The 15442-nt window shown below is 69.1% G+C and carries 18 protein-coding genes, 1 CRISPR repeat array and 1 riboswitch; of the genes, 7 read left to right on the forward strand and 11 right to left on the reverse strand.

Annotated elements, in window-relative coordinates; genetic code table 11:
• Positions 1-46 precede the first annotated feature (46 nt).
• The 3 genes from AC0VYP_RS11150 to AC0VYP_RS11160 are packed head-to-tail and all read right to left on the reverse strand — an operon-like array spanning position 47 to position 1960.
• Positions 47-484 (reverse strand): arsenate reductase ArsC, encoded by a 438-nt coding sequence (locus AC0VYP_RS11150; RefSeq protein ID WP_285761826.1) that lies wholly within the window; start codon positions 482-484, stop codon positions 47-49.
• Positions 477-1559 (reverse strand): ACR3 family arsenite efflux transporter, encoded by a 1083-nt coding sequence (gene arsB, locus AC0VYP_RS11155; RefSeq protein ID WP_475473899.1) that lies wholly within the window; start codon positions 1557-1559, stop codon positions 477-479. Before arsB ends, AC0VYP_RS11150 begins: the two co-directional genes overlap by 8 nt.
• Entirely contained in the window at positions 1556-1960 is a 405-nt protein-coding gene (locus AC0VYP_RS11160; RefSeq protein WP_475473901.1) for an ArsR/SmtB family transcription factor, read from the reverse strand. Before AC0VYP_RS11160 ends, arsB begins: the two co-directional genes overlap by 4 nt.
• Before the next feature lie 80 nt (positions 1961-2040).
• Here AC0VYP_RS11160 and AC0VYP_RS11165 point away from each other — a divergent pair, with 80 nt between their 5' ends.
• The gene (locus tag AC0VYP_RS11165; protein ID WP_475473902.1) at positions 2041-2502 is read left to right on the forward strand and encodes an ArsI/CadI family heavy metal resistance metalloenzyme; all 462 of its coding nucleotides are present in this window, start codon (positions 2041-2043) and stop codon (positions 2500-2502) included.
• Positions 2503-2729: 227 nt separating this feature from the next.
• Here AC0VYP_RS11165 and AC0VYP_RS11170 read toward each other — a convergent pair whose 3' ends face one another.
• Positions 2730-3296 carry a dihydrofolate reductase family protein gene (locus tag AC0VYP_RS11170; protein ID WP_285761830.1) on the reverse strand — a complete coding sequence of 189 codons (567 nt, stop codon included), beginning with the start codon at positions 3294-3296 and terminating at the stop codon, positions 2730-2732.
• A 726-nt stretch (positions 3297-4022) separates the two neighbouring features.
• Between AC0VYP_RS11170 and AC0VYP_RS11175 the strand changes: the two genes are divergently transcribed.
• The 3 genes from AC0VYP_RS11175 to AC0VYP_RS11185 all read left to right on the forward strand — a co-directional run bounded on the left by AC0VYP_RS11175 (position 4023) and on the right by AC0VYP_RS11185 (position 6008).
• The gene (locus AC0VYP_RS11175; RefSeq protein ID WP_475474227.1) at positions 4023-4586 is read left to right on the forward strand and encodes a DUF3887 domain-containing protein; all 564 of its coding nucleotides are present in this window, start codon (positions 4023-4025) and stop codon (positions 4584-4586) included.
• A 53-nt stretch (positions 4587-4639) separates the two neighbouring features.
• Complete coding sequence (locus tag AC0VYP_RS11180; RefSeq protein ID WP_475473904.1) at positions 4640-5554, forward strand: CPBP family intramembrane glutamic endopeptidase; 915 nt, start codon at positions 4640-4642, stop codon at positions 5552-5554.
• A 91-nt stretch (positions 5555-5645) separates the two neighbouring features.
• Entirely contained in the window at positions 5646-6008 is a 363-nt protein-coding gene (locus tag AC0VYP_RS11185) for a hypothetical protein (RefSeq protein WP_475473906.1), read from the forward strand.
• A gap of 166 nt (positions 6009-6174) precedes the next feature.
• Here AC0VYP_RS11185 and AC0VYP_RS11190 read toward each other — a convergent pair whose 3' ends face one another.
• Both AC0VYP_RS11190 and AC0VYP_RS11195 read right to left on the reverse strand, forming a co-directional pair.
• Positions 6175-6528, reverse strand: a complete 354-nt coding sequence (locus AC0VYP_RS11190) for a DMT family transporter (RefSeq protein ID WP_285761832.1) — start codon at positions 6526-6528, stop codon at positions 6175-6177.
• A 1-nt stretch (position 6529) separates the two neighbouring features.
• Positions 6530-6844, reverse strand: a complete 315-nt coding sequence (locus AC0VYP_RS11195; protein WP_285761833.1) for a DMT family transporter — start codon at positions 6842-6844, stop codon at positions 6530-6532.
• Positions 6845-6856: 12 nt separating this feature from the next.
• A riboswitch (guanidine-III (ykkC-III) riboswitch) is annotated at positions 6857-6923 on the reverse strand.
• Positions 6924-7145: 222 nt separating this feature from the next.
• Between AC0VYP_RS11195 and AC0VYP_RS11200 the strand changes: the two genes are divergently transcribed.
• Positions 7146-7685 carry a flavoprotein gene (locus tag AC0VYP_RS11200; protein ID WP_475473907.1) on the forward strand — a complete coding sequence of 180 codons (540 nt, stop codon included), beginning with the start codon at positions 7146-7148 and terminating at the stop codon, positions 7683-7685.
• Positions 7686-7961: 276 nt separating this feature from the next.
• Positions 7962-8417: direct repeats of the CRISPR family, unit length 29 nt; unit sequence GTGCTCCCCGCGCACGCGGGGATGGTCCC.
• Between the two features lie 14 nt (positions 8418-8431).
• Here AC0VYP_RS11200 and AC0VYP_RS11205 read toward each other — a convergent pair.
• The gene (locus AC0VYP_RS11205) at positions 8432-9739 is read right to left on the reverse strand and encodes an aspartate aminotransferase family protein (RefSeq protein WP_475473908.1); all 1308 of its coding nucleotides are present in this window, start codon (positions 9737-9739) and stop codon (positions 8432-8434) included.
• Positions 9740-9914: 175 nt separating this feature from the next.
• Between AC0VYP_RS11205 and AC0VYP_RS11210 the strand changes: the two genes are divergently transcribed.
• Together AC0VYP_RS11210 and AC0VYP_RS11215 are read left to right on the forward strand one after the other, a co-directional pair.
• The gene (locus tag AC0VYP_RS11210) at positions 9915-10865 is read left to right on the forward strand and encodes a GntR family transcriptional regulator (protein ID WP_475473910.1); all 951 of its coding nucleotides are present in this window, start codon (positions 9915-9917) and stop codon (positions 10863-10865) included.
• A gap of 265 nt (positions 10866-11130) precedes the next feature.
• Positions 11131-12006 carry an NmrA family NAD(P)-binding protein gene (locus AC0VYP_RS11215; protein ID WP_475473911.1) on the forward strand — a complete coding sequence of 292 codons (876 nt, stop codon included), beginning with the start codon at positions 11131-11133 and terminating at the stop codon, positions 12004-12006.
• Positions 12007-12037: 31 nt separating this feature from the next.
• On the opposite strand, the gene AC0VYP_RS11220 is transcribed toward AC0VYP_RS11215, so the two are convergent.
• The 4 genes from AC0VYP_RS11220 to AC0VYP_RS11235 all read right to left on the reverse strand — a co-directional run bounded on the left by AC0VYP_RS11220 (position 12038) and on the right by AC0VYP_RS11235 (position 15204).
• On the reverse strand, positions 12038-12439 hold the full coding sequence (locus tag AC0VYP_RS11220; RefSeq protein WP_475473913.1) for a DUF6892 domain-containing protein: 402 nt from the start codon (positions 12437-12439) through the stop codon (positions 12038-12040).
• An 81-nt stretch (positions 12440-12520) separates the two neighbouring features.
• Positions 12521-13666 (reverse strand): galactonate dehydratase, encoded by a 1146-nt coding sequence (gene dgoD, locus AC0VYP_RS11225; protein WP_475473914.1) that lies wholly within the window; start codon positions 13664-13666, stop codon positions 12521-12523.
• Between the two features lie 11 nt (positions 13667-13677).
• Entirely contained in the window at positions 13678-14382 is a 705-nt protein-coding gene (locus tag AC0VYP_RS11230; protein ID WP_285761840.1) for a FadR/GntR family transcriptional regulator, read from the reverse strand.
• 30 nt (positions 14383-14412) lie between these two features.
• Positions 14413-15204 carry an SDR family NAD(P)-dependent oxidoreductase gene (locus tag AC0VYP_RS11235; protein ID WP_475473916.1) on the reverse strand — a complete coding sequence of 264 codons (792 nt, stop codon included), beginning with the start codon at positions 15202-15204 and terminating at the stop codon, positions 14413-14415.
• Between the last annotated feature and the right edge of the window lie 238 nt (positions 15205-15442).

A 15442-nucleotide genomic window follows, 5' to 3' on the forward strand; every position in this document is an offset into this window, starting at 1 on the left:
CAAGGAACGAGGCGCGGTCGTCATGACCTGCCGCAGGCGCGGCTTTTCAGTCTTGCGCCTGCCCGGAGTGCTCAGCTGACGGCGACAGGAGTTCAGCCACCAGCTCGGTGACCCGTCGGCGGATCTCGTCACGGATCGGACGCACCGCCGCAACACCCTTCCCCGCAGGGTCGGTCAACTCCCAGTCCAGGTACGTCGTCCCGGGAAAGAACGGGCAGGAATCACCACAGCCCATCGTGATAACCACGTCAGAACTCTGTACCGCGTCGGCCGTCAGGATCTTCGGAACGGCGGCGCTCAGGTCGATACCGATTTCGGCCATCGCTTCAACCGCAGCCGGATTGACGGTGTCGGCCGGTGCCGACCCGGCAGAGCGAACTTCGATGCGTTCCCCGGCCAGATGCTCAAGGAACGCCGCAGCCATCTGTGAGCGGCCGGCGTTGTGTACGCACACGAACAGCACCGATGGCGTGGATTCAGACATGAACAGGGCCTTTCTCGGGGAAGAAACGGCGTGCTGCCAGCGCCACGTACACAAGGCCGATGAGGAGGGGGACTTCAATCAGCGGGCCGACTACTCCGGCCAACGCCTGCCCCGAGGTGGCGCCGAAAGTGGTGATGGCCACCGCGATCGCCAATTCGAAGTTGTTGCCCGCAGCCGTGAACGCCAGCGTCACCGAGCGCGCGTATCCCATCCCCAGCGCCCGGCCCAGGGCCAGGGACCCCGCCCACATCACCAGGAAGTAGACCAGCAGCGGCAACGCGATGCGCGCGACGTCGAAGGGCCGCGACGTGATGGCCTCGCCTTGCAGGGCGAAGAGCACCACAACGGTGAACAGCAACCCGTACAGCGCGAGCGGCCCCAGGCGCGGGAGCAGCCGCGTCTCGTACCAGGTGCGGCCCCGGGCCCTCTCACCCAGACGCCGGGTCAAGAACCCCGCCAGCAGTGGTACGCCGAGAAAGACCAGCACCGAACCGGCGATTGTGGCCACCGACACGTCCAACGCGGCTTGTTCAAGCCCCAACCAGCCCGGCAGCACCGACAGGTAGAACCAACCCAGCAGACCGAACGCCACTACCTGGAACAGCGAGTTGAGAGCCACCAGCACGGTCGCTGCCTCCCGGTCGCCGCACGCCAGATCGTTCCAGATGATCACCATCGCGATGCACCGGGCCAGCCCGACGATGATCAACCCCGTCCGGTACTCCGGAAGGTCGGGCAGGAACAGCCACGCCAGGGCGAACATCACCGCGGGCCCGACCAGCCAGTTCACGACCAGGGACGAAACCAGCAGCCGTCGGTCACCGGTGACCGCTCCCAACCGGTCGTATCGGACTTTGGCCAGTGCCGGGTACATCATCACCAGCAGCCCCACCGCGATCGGCAGTGAGACTCCGGCGACGTCCGCCCCGGCCAGCGCCTCACCGACGCCGGGAAACACCCGCCCCAGCGCCAGGCCAACAGCCATCGCAACCAAGATCCACACCGTCAGGAACCGGTCGAGCACTCCCAGCCGCCCCGCGACCGCCGAAGCCCCCTGCGCGGGTGGGGCGGTCACGAAGCTTCCTCCGTCAACACGTCCGCCCGCTGTGCGGCGGGACGGGCCAAGAGAGCGGCCAACCGGTCGGTCATGGCGGGGAGCAGCCGGTAGTACACCCACGTCCCCCGCCGCTCCGAGGCGATCAGCCCGGCTTCGCGCAACAACTTCAAGTGGTGCGAGATCGTGGGCTGCGACAGGTCGAAGGCGGGGGTCAGGTCGCACACGCACACCTCACCCCCAGACCGCGAAGCGATCATCGACAGCAACCGCAGCCGCACCGGATCACCCAACGCCTTGAAGACCCGCGCCAACTCCACGGCCTGCTCCTCGCCCAGGGGAGCCCCCAGCAGAGCCGGGCAACACTCAGGGGCTAGCCGGCCCGGGAATGCCTCGGGCACCCCAACCTCTTGTTTCGACATTCTTCTATGTTGACAAACTTCGATTCAGTGCGCAACTTTAGATAGACAAATATCGATGCAATCGAATCGAGGAGACGCCCGTGTCCCGTGTCCAACTCGCTCTCAACGTCGCCGATCTGGAAGAATCCGTCGTTTTCTACTCCAAGCTGTTCGGCGTCGAACCTGCCAAACGTCGCCCCGGATACGCCAACTTCGCTATCACTGAGCCCCCGCTCAAACTCGTTTTGATCGAGGGCGAGCCTGGGCAGAGCACCCGCCTTGACCACCTCGGAATCGAGGTTGACCACACGGACCAGGTCGGGGCCGCGACAACCCGGCTCAAAGACGCGGGCCTGGCCACGTTCGAGGAGAACGACACCTCCTGCTGCTACGCGCTTCAGGACAAGGTCTGGGTTCACGGCCCCGGCAGAGAGCCCTGGGAGGTCTATGTGGTGAAGGGCGACACCAGCCAGATGGGCAAGAACATCGACGCCATCACTGCCCAGGCCACCGCCTCGAACACTCCTGTCGCGGACAACGGGAGCTGCTGCACTTCAAGCTGACCCGTCATCACCGATGCAAGGTGTCCGGCGCGGGTGGTCAAGTCCGTGTCGGGCACCGGTCGAATGCGCCATCCACCTTGTGGGACCCGCTCGCGACAAGGGGGCGGGGCCCGGACCTGTCTCCCAGCCAGCAAGAGCGCGAGGGTAGACCCCCGCCCCCCTTGCCGCCGCCACCCCACACCCGCATCGGGTGCCCCGGGCCGTGGTTTCGAGAGCAGCGGCCCGAGTCAGCCGACGACGTCGAGGACCTGCTTCTGGACGCCGTTGGCGTACACCTCGTGCTCGACGAGGGAGAGCGTGGTCAAGTCCTTGTCGGTGCTGCTGAACAAACGCTTGCCCGCGCCCAACAACAGTGGGAAGACGAGCAGGTGGTAACGGTCAACCAAGCCGGCGTCGGCGAGGGAGCGGGCCAAGGTCGCGCTGCCGTTGACGATGACGGGCTTGCCCTCGGTCGCCTTGAGGGCGGCGACGTCGTCGAGCGAACGCAGGACGGTGGCGGGCCAGCGCGAATCCTGCTCGGTGAGGGTGGTGGAGACGACGTAGCGGGGCATCGCGTTGTATCCGGCGAACTCCTCGGTCATCGAGGGCCACACCGGCGCGAACGCCTCGTAGCTGCTGCGCCCCAACAGCAGTGCTCCGGCCTCGCGCTGTTCCCGGGCCTTGATCTCATAGGCGGCCTCGTCCATGGGGACGGCGTTGAAGGTCCATCCGGCGTTGCGGTAACCGGGTTCACCCCCAGGGGCCTCCATCACGCCGTCCAGGGACACGAACGCGGTGACGATCAAGGTGCGCAACGAAGACACTTCATTTCTTGGGCAGGACGACGGTGGAGACATCCTCTCAACGGGGTCGGACAAACCTGGAGCGGCGCGTGGACGTGTCCGCGGTTGCGTCGGCCCCGCGGCGAACCCGGCCGGCACCACGTGTGTCTCATCGGCAGACTCTTCCCTGACCGCAGGGGACCGCCGAAACCCGGACCGATCCTTTCCGGAGGCCAAGCCGGCCTGCGTCGCTTGCGCTGTCCATGTGGCGAGATCGGCCACGGTTGACAAGCGTTCGTCCTCGCCGAGGTCGCCGTTGGCGATCGGTTCGCGGTAGCGGTCCGCGATCTGCGCAGGGCGCACGCGGCCCGTCGTGTGCTGTCACCGCCTACGAGGTCTGCGGACGCTCCGCATCCCTGCCGGGGCACCCGAGGCCGTGGCGGCGCCGAAGACGTGGAGGGCGCAGGCCCGGCTGACCTCTGCGACGGGGGTGATCACCGCGACATCGTCCCGGAACTCCCTCGGATAGGGCCCCGGCAAGGCGTCCATCCTTCCCGGGCGCGAGCGCGGTCACCGCCTATCGGGAGCCGCCCCGGCCTTCGGCAGGCCCGGGTGATCAAAAGGTTCGTGGTGTCGTGGGCGTCCCGGCGGGGCCGTCTTGTAGAAGGGGACCTCGACTGGCACACAGCCCACATGTCAAGGTAAGGTTTACAAGTGCAAGAAGATTTGACAGGCGCAATGCAAGCGTTGAAGGCACGCATGGAGGCGTTCCTCGCGTCACGTGTCCTGACCAGGGGCGACGACTGGGTCAACTCGATAGGACACGCCGTGAACATCCGTGCGGCTGCCGATGACGTCGTGCGTGCTGTCGTGCAGCAGGCGCGCCAGGACGGCGTTACGTGGCAAGTCGTCGGCGATGCGCTCGGCGTGAGCCGGCAAGCGGCGTTCCAGCGCTATGGGAAGCCGACCGATCCACGAACAGGAGAACCAATGAACACCACACCACTGCCGGGCGTCGCCGAACTGGCCGCCTCGGTGATCCGCGACCTCGCGTCCGGACAATGGCCGCGTGTCGCCGAGCGGTTCGATCCGGCCATGCGCGACGGCCTGTCGGAGGACGCGCTCGCCGCAGCGTGGGCGCAGATCGTCGGCCTGTCCGGAGCTTTCGAGGGACAGGGGGAACCGGAGATCGCCCGGGCCGGCGATGTGACGGTCACGAACACGCCGCTCTCGTTGGAGGCCGGCGACTACACGGCACGAATCACCTTCCGCGACGACCGCACCATCGCCGGCCTCTACATCTTCGAGGAGAAGACACCGTGACCGTCGAATCCCCGGGCGGGCCGGACACGTCCACGACCCCGGGCAGACCCCGCATGAGCCGTCGCGACCTGCGGTCCGTCGGCGTGTTCGTCGCCATCGCGTTCGCGCTCTCCTGGCTGGTCGCGCTCCCGCTCTGGTTCGGTGACGGGCTCGCCACCCCCTGGTTCCCCCTCGTGGCCATGGCCGTGATGGCGACCCCCGCGATCGCCGCCCTCGTCGTGGTGTTCTTCGTGGAACGGCCGCAGCAAAAGGCGTGGACGCTCGGGCTGTGGCCGTTGAGGCCGGTCCTGAGACTGCTCGGCTACTCCGCGCTGGGGATCGTCGTGTCCATCGCCCTCGTCCTGGTGGCGCTTCCGGTCGGCGCGTTGCTGGGGGTCTACCCGGCCGATTTCGTGAACTTCTCCGCGTTCCAGCAGACCCTGGACGCGCAAACGGGAGCGGCCGGCCTCCCCTTGTCGATCGGCGTGCTCGTCGCCCTCCAGGTCCTCCTGCTCCCCATGGCGGCGTTCATCAACCTCGTCCCGGCGCTCGGTGAGGAACTCGGCTGGCGCGGGTGGCTGCTCCCGAAACTGATGCCGCTCGGTACGCCCACGGCCCTCCTGGCCATGGGCGTGATCTGGGGCCTGTGGCACGCTCCGCTCATCCTCCTCGGATACAACTACCCGGATGCGCCGGGCTGGCTCGCCCTGACCGCGATGGTCGGCATGTGCATCCCGATCGGCGCGGTCTTCGGTTGGCTGCGGCTCCGGTCGGGATCCGTGTGGCCGGCGGCCCTCGCCCACGCCGCGTTCAACGGGGCCGGTGGGACCTACCTCCTTTTCGCACAGGCGGGAGAGCACATCGACACCACGCAGGCGACGATCCTCGGCTGGAGCGGGTGGATCGTGCCGCTCGTGTTCGTCGCGGCCCTCGTCGCCATGGGGGAGTTCACCCCCGCGAAGCACCCCTCCGGCCCGGCGTCGAAGTAACCGGAGCATGACCGGGGCGCCGGCACAGCAGGTGAACGGTCGGCCCCTGGTCCGCGCAGGACCGCACGACGAAGAAAGAAGGAGAGTCCTCATGAGCCGCAACCGAGTCACCGTGACCGACGGCCACCTGGTGGTCGAGCCGCTGGGCCTGGACAAGGCGTGGTCGTTCACGCGCCGCCTCCAGATCCCCCTCGCGCATGTGAGAGGCGCGTCCTTCGACCCGGACGTAATGCACGAACCCAAGGGGGTGCGCGCTCCCGGCCTCCACCTCCCCGGCAAACTGTCGGGCACTTTCCACGCCAAAGGAAAGAAGAACTTCTGGAACGTCTCCGGGGACGGACCCGCCATCGTCGTCGGGCTCGACTCCACCGAACGCTTCGACCGCCTCATCCTCACGGTCAACGACCCGACCGAGGTCATCGATACCATCAACAGCGCCCTCGGCGCCCGCTGATCACCACGGTGAGGCCAGAGGGACAGCGCCCCGGCCCGTCGAAGGCCCACACTCGCATCGGACGCCGCCTCTGCCCCAGATCTCTGCGTGGCGATGGGACCGGGGGAGCGGCCCCCGCGGCCGGAGGGGGTGGCGAGTCGTCAACCGGCTCCCCACCCCCCGGCGGTCAACGCCCGGCGTCTTCTTGAGGCTCGGTCCTCGACCTGCCCGGGATGAGCTTGAGGCCGATGACCGAGGCGATGATCCCGGCGATGAACACGACCTTGCCCACCGAGACGCTTTCCGTTCCGGTGGCCATCGCGTAGGTCACGGTCAGCGCGGCGCCGATGCCGACCCACACCGCGTAGGCAGTGCCGATGGGAATGTGCTTCACCGCCCACCCCAGGCCGAGCATGCTCACGGCCAAGGCGCCGAGGAACACGAGGGTCGGGCCCGTCTCGGTGAACCCGTTCGACATGCCCAGGGCCGTGGCCCAGACGGCTTCGAAAACGGCGCTGACCAGCAGAACGATCCACGGCATGTCAGCTCACCACCTTGAGGCCGACGACGGAGCCGACCAGCAGGAGCAGGAGCAGCGCCCGCGCCAGGGTCGCCCTTTCCTGGCCGGTGACAAATCCCCACACCACGGTCAGGGTCGCGCCGATGCCGACCCAGACCGCATAGGCCGTGCCGGTGGGAAGGTCGAGCATCGCGTAGGCCAGACCTGCCAGGCTCAGCGGCAGGGCGACGAAGAAGAGAACGGTGGGACGCCACCGTTTGAACCCTTGGGAGGCCGAGAGCGCTACGGCCCACACCGCCTCCAACATGCCCGAGGCGACGAGCAGGAACCACGACATGACAGAACTCCTCATGAGTCAGTCTTGTCGTGGTGCGGGTACTGCTCCCTCGTCCGCGGGCCCACGTGCCGGGCCCCACCGGTGACTTTACAACACCAGGTCAGCACAATGCTGTGACGTCGATCTCCATGCGGTGCCTCCCGGCCTCGCCATCCGGCGGTGTTGCACCCGCCTTCACCGGACAGGCCGCCCGCCACCGCCCTGCTTCGCCGCCGATTCCGGTCGCGCTTGCCGAAAGGGCGCGCCGACACGGTTCGACCCGCCCCCGAGGGGGCGAACGGTGACTACCTAGACTCCGTTCATGACGACCCCCCGTGCGCGCGAGTTGTATCTGACGATGGCGGCAGCGGGCATTCCCCGTTCCTCGGTGGAACTGGTGCGGTCGGCCCAGGAGGCCGGCTGGAACGTGACCGTTCTGTGCACGCCGGACGGGACCCGGTTCCACGACCTCGAAGCCATCGAGGACCTCACCGGTGAACCGGTGCGGGTGGCCTACCGCGCCCCGGGGACGGGCAAGAGCCTGCCGCCCCCCGATGCTCTCCTGGCCTGCCCGTTCACTTTCAACTCGGTGAACAAGTTCGCCAACGGCATCGCCGACAACTTCGTCGTTTCCCTGATGTGCGAGATGGCCGGGTACGGGGTGCCGATGCTGGTCGTGCCCAATGTCGGCCCCCAGCTGGCGCGCCACCCCGCCTTCTTGGCCAGCCTCGCCACTTTGGGACGAATGGGGGTGGACGTGTTCTTCGACGTCGATGCCCCGCAGGGCGAACGCCTGCCGTCCTGGGAGCGCGTGATCGAACGCCTTGGCCGGCTCGGCGCCGGTGAAGCTGGAGCGGGGTGACTTCGACGGCACCGTGTCAGGGGTTCCCCGTCGGCATCGTCGCCCAGGGTTTCGTGCTTGCCTTCAGGCCGTTCGAGGCCCCTTCTCCGGCAGGCTTTATCCGCCACGTTCTCCGACGTGATCGGTCCGGTGGTCGGGGCCTGGTTTCACCTGCCTGGTCGATTTGTATTGATTCCGTAGTGGAGTAAAGAAAGCGTGCTTTCGTGCCGAATGTTCTTTTCTTGACAAGTGAATGAAATGGGGGTTACCAGCTGGTAGAGTCCCAGGTCATTAAGGGTGCTCCCCGCGCACGCGGGGATGGTCCCGCGTTGCCGTCGTCGGTGCGGGAGTAGGTGTCGTGCTCCCCGCGCACGCGGGGATGGTCCCAGCCACCCCACCGAGATCGCACGCCTGGCCGGGTGCTCCCCGCGCACGCGGGGATGGTCCCAAAGAAGAGGGCGTTACTGGGTTGGACGAGTGGTGCTCCCCGCGCACGCGGGGATGGTCCCTGCTCCCGCATGACGGTCGGGCCGCCCATATCGTGCTCCCCGCGCACGCGGGGATGGTCCCAATGAGTTCGGCGGCAATGAGACCACCATCGTGTGCTCCCCGCGCACGCGGGGATGGTCCCTGGCGAACCACGTTGCACAGCACGTCCCGAATGTGCTCCCCGCGCACGCGGGGATGGTCCGGGGGACGACGCGAGGGGCTTGATGCCCTCGCCGTGCTCCCCGCGCACGCGGGGATGGTCCCGCGCGCGGCTCAGTTCAGCTCCCGGTCGACGACAGCACCTCGCTCAGGGCCGCTTCGAGAATGTCGACGCCCGTATGGAGGTCGGCGGCCTCGATCGTCAGCGGTGGGGCGATGCGGAAGATCCCGCCCATGCCGGGCAGCTGCACGATGTTCATGTGGAGCCCCCGCTCCAGGCAGGCGCTCGTCACCGCCTGGCCGAGCCGGTCAGCCGGTGACCTGCTCGCCTTGTCCGTCACCAGTTCGATGCCCTGGAGCAGGCCACGGCCGCGCACGTCGCCGACCACGTCGAAACGGTCGCGCAGGTCCAGCAACCGCTCCGACAGCTCCTTGCCGAGCGACTGCGCCCGGTGCACCAGCGAATCCCGCTCCAGGACGTCCAGCACGGTCAGCGCCACGGAAGCCGCGAGCGGGTCCGAGACATGGGTGGTGAAGAAGAGGAAACCGCGGTCGTGGCACACCTGCTCGATCTCCGCCGACGTCATCACCGCGGCGACGGGCAGCCCGGCACCGAGGGTCTTCGACAGGGTGAGCAGGTCCGGGACGACGCCGTCGTGCTCGAACGCGTACATGGTCCCGGTGCGCCCGAGGGCGGTCTGCGCCTCGTCGGCGATCAACAGCATCCCCCGTGCCGCGCAATGCTCCTTCAGCCGGGCGAGGTACCCCTCGGGAAGCTCGATGATCCCGCCGGAGGACAGGATCGGCTCGATCAAGCACGCCGCGAGGCTGCCGGACGACTGCTGGTTGACGAGCCGGAACCCGTAGTCGAGTTCGGTCTCCCAGTCGTAGGAGCCGTCCGCGTGCCTGAACGGCGAACGGTAGGCGTTGGGCGTGGGCAGGGTGAGGTTGCCCGGCATCGGGGGGCCGTAGCCGCGCCGGCCGGCCGAGAAGGTGGCCGCGGCCGCGCCGGAGGTCATCCCGTGCCACGAGCGGTCGAAGGCCACGATCTCGTAATTGCCCGTATACAGCTTGGCCATCTTGATGGCGGCCTCGTTCGACTCCGCCCCCGTGCTGAGGAGCAGCATGCGGCTCAGGGAGTCCGGAAGGGAATCGGAGAGCCGCGCGGCGAGCTCGACCACGGGGCGGCTCAGCATCCCGGAGTAGAGGTGGTCGAGGGTCCCCACGGCTTCGGCGACCGTCCGGACGACGTCGGGATGCGAGTGGCCCAGCAGCGCACTCATCTGCCCGGAGGTGAAGTCCAGGATCGCTCTTTCGTCGGCGTCGTACACGTACGGGCCGGCGGCACGCTCGATGACGCGCGGGGTGAAGGGGACCCCGTATCTGATCAAGTGGTCGGTGGCGTGCTGCCAGAACCTCTGGTCCATCTTTGCTCCCGTCTCGGCGCCACGCGGTGAACCTCATTTGTTTGGCCTATTGAACTAGGCCAAACGAGTGGGGGTCAAGACTGTTTGGGCCTAGCAAAATATCGGGCCACGAGCGCGGACACGGGGATAGCTACAATAGGTCGATCGCGTTCGGCGGAGGGGGAAGTGGGAACCGGTGGACAACATACAGCTGGTCCGTCACTCCGACGTGCCCGTCTACCGCCAGATCGTCACCCAGCTGTCGTTCATGATCGAGGCGGGCGATCTGACTGCGGGGCAGGCGCTTCCCAGTGCCCGGCTGCTGGCCGACAACCTGCACATCAATCGCAACACCGTGGCCCGCGCCTACCTGGAGCTGAGCAAGATTGGCCTAGTCGAAGGCCGTGGGCGCAATGGGACGATCGTGGTGGGCCCCGACCCCGCGCGGGAGGGCTCGCCGGCGCGCGACCGGGCCCGAACGGTCCTGGAGGCGGCGACCAGGGAATGCATCGACCTCGGCCTGTCCGCCGCCGAGATCCAGTCGCTCGTGACGAGCCTCGCCCTGCGCGCCGAGGAGGACCTCCTCAAGGTCTCCTTCGTCGAGTGCAACGCCGACCGGGCATGGTACTTCGCGAGCGAACTCGAAGAACACATCGGCCTCGCGGTGAAACCGCTCGTGCTCGGGGAGTTCGAACCAGAAGGCGAACAGGCCGATCTCGTCCTGACCACGTTCTTCCACCTGGCCGAGGTCCGCGGGCTATGGCGCCGCACGGACACCGACGTCGTCGCGATCGTCGTCGCACCCCACGTGCAGACGCTGGTCCGGATCGCCTCGGTCGCCAAGGATCGAACGGTCGGCATCTGGTACTCCACCGACGAACAGGCCCTCAGCATCCAGGACTCGCTGGTGCAGTCGGGGATCACCAACATCACGGTCCTCCACGGCACCGGTGACGAGGACATCGAAGGCACCGACCTCGTCGTGATCCCCAGCGAGATGCCCCAGCTGAAGTCCCGCCTCGACGGACGGGTCAACGTCATCGAGTTCGGCAACGTGCTGGACACCGCGTCGATCCGCATGGTGGCCGAGGTCGTCGGCGACATGCAGGCCGCCAAGCGCAGCGGCGCGTACGGCTCGCTCGCGTGACGCGGCGGACCTGACGGCCGCATGCCCGACCGCCCCCGGTCCCGCGGGGTCCCCGCCGTCGTCGAGCGACGGTCCGCGCGGTGGAGCCGGAGGGTCCGTTTGCATGGGGAAACGGCTGGACCGTGTCCCGAATCCGCAGGCGGCACACGGTAGGGCGGCCGACCCCTCCTGTCCTGAGGCCCGCCCCGCCGGGAGAACCCGCCCCCGACCGGGTACACGGAGGATGAGGGTGAGCGCTGCCGCGAGCGGAGAAGAGGGAACCGCCATGACCATTGTCGTCACCACCCCCACCGGGCACGTCGGTTCGCGCGTCGTCCAACTGCTCGTACAGGCCGGTGTCCGGCCGCGGGTGCTCGTGCGGGACCCCGCGCGGCTGGCCGCCGATGTGCGGGACCGGGTCAACGTGCACCGGGGGGACCTCACCGACGCCGCCTTCGTCCGTGCCGCCGTCGCGGGCGCGCGTTCGGTCTTCTGGGTGGACCCCACCCCGCACACCGCCGCCGACCCCGTCGGGACCTCGCAGCGCACCGCGTCCGCCGTCGCGGAAGCCGCCCGGGACGGCGACGTCGCACGACTCGTCCTGTTGAGCAGCGTGGGGGCCGAGAAACGGAACGGAGCCGGCCACATCGACGGCCTTGCCAGGATCGAGGAGCAGTTCGACGCCACCGGCGCCGCCGTGCTCCACCTGCGCTGCGGCTACTTCTTCACGAACCTGCTGCTCGACCTCGACGGACTGCGGGCGGGCGTGGTGACCTCCGCGGCCGATCCCGCCCGGCCCCGGCCGTGGGTGGCCCCGCGCGACATCGGGGACGTCGTCGCGGCCCGGCTCCTGAACGACACCTGGAGCGGACGCGTGGTGCAGGCCGTGCACGGCCCCGAGGACCTCAGCGACGTCCGGGTCGCCGACATCCTCGGTGACGCCCTCGGCCGACCGATCCGGACCGAGACCGTCACCGACGACGACGTCCGCGACTCGCTGCGCTCGGTGGGCCTGCCGTCCGGCGCGGTGGAGGGAATCGTCGGGATGACCGCCGGAACACGCGGTCTCGTCCCCGAACAGCCCCGCGACGCCACCACCACGACCCCCACCACGCTGGCGGGCTGGGCATACGACACCCTGCGTCCGTTGCTCGCCGGATGACCGGGGCAGCCCCCGCCGCCCCGAGCCGCCCCTAGAACGGTCCGGGGGCGTCCACCTTGATACCGCGGGCCTCCAGGGCGGCGCGGTCGGCCTCGGGCAGCGGGGCGACCGACCACACCTCCGTGAGGTTGGGGAGCTTGACCGACTCCCCGTAGCCGGTGACGTCGAAGGAGTCGTCCTCACCGTCCCAATACGGGGTGATCACCTGGTAGACCTCGTTTCCGCCATCGAAGTTCAACGTCTCCACGTTCGCCACCTGCTCGGACGTGAGCCGCAGTGCGGTGAAGTAGGCCACCGCCTCGGGAAGCGGGACGCAGGCGTAGATGTTTTCCGGGTCGGGAAACGTCGGGAACTCCAGGAGCCCCTTGTGCATCAGCTCCTCGACCACGAGCAGTTTGAAGTTGAGCTCCTCGAACTCCACGAACTCCGCCACAGGTTCCCGCCCTTCAGTACACGCCGTGACCGGCGCGGATCGTCAGTGGCCCCACTGTAGGGACGGGTGGGGACAGACCGGTCACCACTCGGCGAAGGAGCCGTCGTCGTGGCGCCACACCGGGCCGCGCCAGTCGGGGGCCGAGCCGTCGGCCGCGCGTACTCGCGCCTCGTCCACCTCGATGCCCAGGCCCGGCGCGGTGGGCCGGTCGATGTGGCCGTCGCGGAACGCGAACACCTCGGGGTCGGCCAGGTAGTCCAGGACCTCGGCCCCCTTGTTGTAGTGGATGCCGATGCTCTGTTCCTGGATGAGGAAGTTGGGGGTGGCGAAGGCGACCTGGAGACTGGCCGCCAGGGAGACCGGTCCCAGGGGGCAGTGCGGGGCGAGTTGGACGTCGTAGACCTCGGCCAGGGACGCGATGCGGCGCACCTCGGAGATGCCGCCGGCGTGGGAGAGGTCGGGCTGGGCCACGGCGATCCCGGCCTGGAGCGCGGGGAGGAAGTCGGCGCGGGAGAACAGCCGCTCGCCGGTGGCGACGGGCACCGTGGTCGAACGCGTCACCTCGCCCAGCAGATGGGTGTGCTCGGGCAGCAGCGGCTCCTCCACGAACAGCGGACGCAGCGGCGCCAGGTGCGGGATGGCCTGGCGGGCGTTGGCCGTGGTGAAGCGGCCGTGGAAGTCCACCGCGAAGTCGCGGTCGTCGCCGAGCGCCGCGCGCGCCGCCGCGGCGCGCCGCACCATCAGGTCGATGTCGCGGACGGTGGCCAGCCGGTTCATCCGCCCGGAGGCGTTCATCTTCACCGCGGTGAAACCGGCCTCGACCTGCGCGGCGACCGACTCTCCGACGTCACCGGGCTCGTCGCCGCCCACCCAGCTGTAGGCGCGCACCCTGTCGCGGACGGGCCCGCCCAGCATGACGTGCACGGGCACGCCCAGATGCTTGCCCGCGATGTCCCACAGCGCTTGGTCCAGGCCGGCGACCGCGCTGGAGAGCACGGGCCCGCCCCGGTAGAACGACGCCTTCGTCATCAACTGCCAGTGGTCCTCCACCCGCAGCGGGTCGCGGCCGACGAGCAGTTCGGCGAGTTCGTGCACGGCGGTGCGCACGGTCGCCGCGCGTCCCTCCACGACGGGCTCGCCCCAGCCCACGACCCCGTCGTCGGTCTCCACCCGGCACAGCAGCCAGCGGGGTGGGACGGCGAAGGTCTCGACACGGGTGATCTTCACGCGGGCGCTCCTCAGAAGGGGTCGGTGGTGAGGTGTTCGGCGTCGGCCGCAGCCGAGGCCAGCAGGCTGAGCATCGCGATCTCGGCGGCGTCGGGGTTGCCCGAACGGACCGCGTCCACGACCGCCCGGTGACTGGGGATCGGGTCGGCGTGCGGGGCCGCCGAGTGCACGAGGACGTCGCGTTCGAGCAGCCCCGGCTCCAGGGCGATGTCCATGCGTGCCAGCAGTTCGTTGCCGGAGGCGGCCAGGAGCGCCCGGTGAAAGGCCAGGTCGGCCAATGCGTGCTCCAGGGGGTCGCCGAGGGTGGCCGCCATGGCGGCCAGGGCCTCCTCCAGGACCGCGAGGTCGGCCTCCGTGCGGCGCGTCGCCGCATGGCGCACCGCCGCGGGCTCCACCACCTCGCGCAGTTCGCCGAGGTCGCGGATCAGCCGGGCGGTCGCCCCGCTGCGCATCTGCCAGCGCAGCACGTCGGCGTCCAGCAGGTTCCACGCCGAGCGCGGGCGCACGAACGTCCCGCGCTTCTGGCGGGCGTCGAGCAGTCCTTTGGCGGTCAGCACCTTGACGGCTTCGCGCAGTGCGCTCAGCCCCACGCCCAGCTCGGTGCCCAGCGCGGGCAGGTCCAGGACCGCGCCCTCGGGGGGTGTGCCGGCCAGGATGCGCCGGCCCAGCAGTTCGACGGTGCGGCCGTGGACGCCTCGGCCTCGATAGGAGGGCATGGACTCTCGCTTCTCGTGTGGCGGGGGGTCTCAGGCCGAGGTCTTGTAGGAACTCCAACCGCCGTCCACCAGCAGTGACGTGCCGGTGATGTAGGAAGCGTCGGGGGAGAGCAGGAAGGCGATGGCCGAGGCGACCTCGGCGGGCTCGCCGAGGCGGCCCGCGACCGTCTGGTTGACGCTCATCGCCACGTCGGCGTCGCTGACGCCGTCCCAGGCGCGGGTCAGGATCGGTCCGGGGAGAACGCTGTTGACCCGCACCTGCGGGCCGTACTCCACGGCCAGTTGCCGGGTCAGCCCGGTCAGTCCGGCCTTGGCCGCCGCGTAGGCGGGGCGCCCCGGGAGGCCGACGAGGGCGTGCACGGAGGAGACCGCCACGACGCTGCCCCGGTGGGCGCGCAGGTCGTCCAGGCAGGCCCGAACCCCCAGGAACGTCCCGGTCAGGCTCACACCGATCTGGGCGTCCCAGTCGGCCAGCGTCGTTTGGTGGGCGGGAGCGATGGTCACCCGGTAGGCGTTGCTGACCAGCATCGACACCGGTCCGAAGGCGTCGTTGGCGACGGCTGCCGCCCGGTGCCAGGACTCCTCGTCGGAGACGTCGCAGTACTGGAACAGCGCCGTGCCCCCGGCCGCGTCGATCGCCTGGGCCACCGCCCGGCCGCCCTCGGTGTCGATGTCGGTGACCAGTACCGACGCGCCATCCGCTGCCAGCCGTTGCGCGGTGGCGGCCCCGATGCCCCGGGCCGCGCCCGTGACCAGGGCGGTGCGGCCGTGAAAACGCCCGGCTGCGCCGGGCGGGGGGGCAAAGGACTGGGGGTCGGGCATGGTGCTCCCTGTCGCTGCGGGCCGGCGAATTCATTAATTATGAAAACTTATTGGGAGGTGTGTGTCTACCGTCACTCCGGCCCGCAACGCCGACCACCGCCCGCCTGCGGGGAGAGGAGCGTCGTTCCGCGCAGGCCGAAGCGGTGGGTCCTGCCTTTTTCGTCGCCGGAACCGGGCGCGCTCCCCAGAGGAGCGGCTCGGCCGCGCCCGCCGCGGTCACGGTGGCGAAACACCCGGG

It is taken from the genome of Nocardiopsis sp. iso_186 (genome assembly GCF_056173365.1).

What these genes read in the sequence shown, in the direction of transcription:
- AC0VYP_RS11180 (WP_475473904.1), top strand. Translation starts at nt 4,640, where the DNA reads ATGAGCCGTCGCGACCTGCGGTCCGTCGGCGTGTTCGTCGCCATCGCG.
- AC0VYP_RS11215 (WP_475473911.1), top strand. Translation starts at nt 11,131, where the DNA reads ATGACCATTGTCGTCACCACCCCCACCGGGCACGTCGGTTCGCGCGTC.
- AC0VYP_RS11160 (WP_475473901.1), bottom strand. Translation starts at nt 1,960, where the DNA reads ATGTCGAAACAAGAGGTTGGGGTGCCCGAGGCATTCCCGGGCCGGCTA.
- AC0VYP_RS11195 (WP_285761833.1), bottom strand. Translation starts at nt 6,844, where the DNA reads ATGTCGTGGTTCCTGCTCGTCGCCTCGGGCATGTTGGAGGCGGTGTGG.
- AC0VYP_RS11175 (WP_475474227.1), top strand. Translation starts at nt 4,023, where the DNA reads ATGGAGGCGTTCCTCGCGTCACGTGTCCTGACCAGGGGCGACGACTGG.
- AC0VYP_RS11235 (WP_475473916.1), bottom strand. Translation starts at nt 15,204, where the DNA reads ATGCCCGACCCCCAGTCCTTTGCCCCCCCGCCCGGCGCAGCCGGGCGT.
- AC0VYP_RS11190 (WP_285761832.1), bottom strand. Translation starts at nt 6,528, where the DNA reads ATGCCGTGGATCGTTCTGCTGGTCAGCGCCGTTTTCGAAGCCGTCTGG.
- AC0VYP_RS11200 (WP_475473907.1), top strand. Translation starts at nt 7,146, where the DNA reads ATGACGACCCCCCGTGCGCGCGAGTTGTATCTGACGATGGCGGCAGCG.
- AC0VYP_RS11185 (WP_475473906.1), top strand. Translation starts at nt 5,646, where the DNA reads ATGAGCCGCAACCGAGTCACCGTGACCGACGGCCACCTGGTGGTCGAG.
- AC0VYP_RS11205 (WP_475473908.1), bottom strand. Translation starts at nt 9,739, where the DNA reads ATGGACCAGAGGTTCTGGCAGCACGCCACCGACCACTTGATCAGATAC.
- AC0VYP_RS11230 (WP_285761840.1), bottom strand. Translation starts at nt 14,382, where the DNA reads ATGCCCTCCTATCGAGGCCGAGGCGTCCACGGCCGCACCGTCGAACTG.
- AC0VYP_RS11150 (WP_285761826.1), bottom strand. Translation starts at nt 484, where the DNA reads ATGTCTGAATCCACGCCATCGGTGCTGTTCGTGTGCGTACACAACGCC.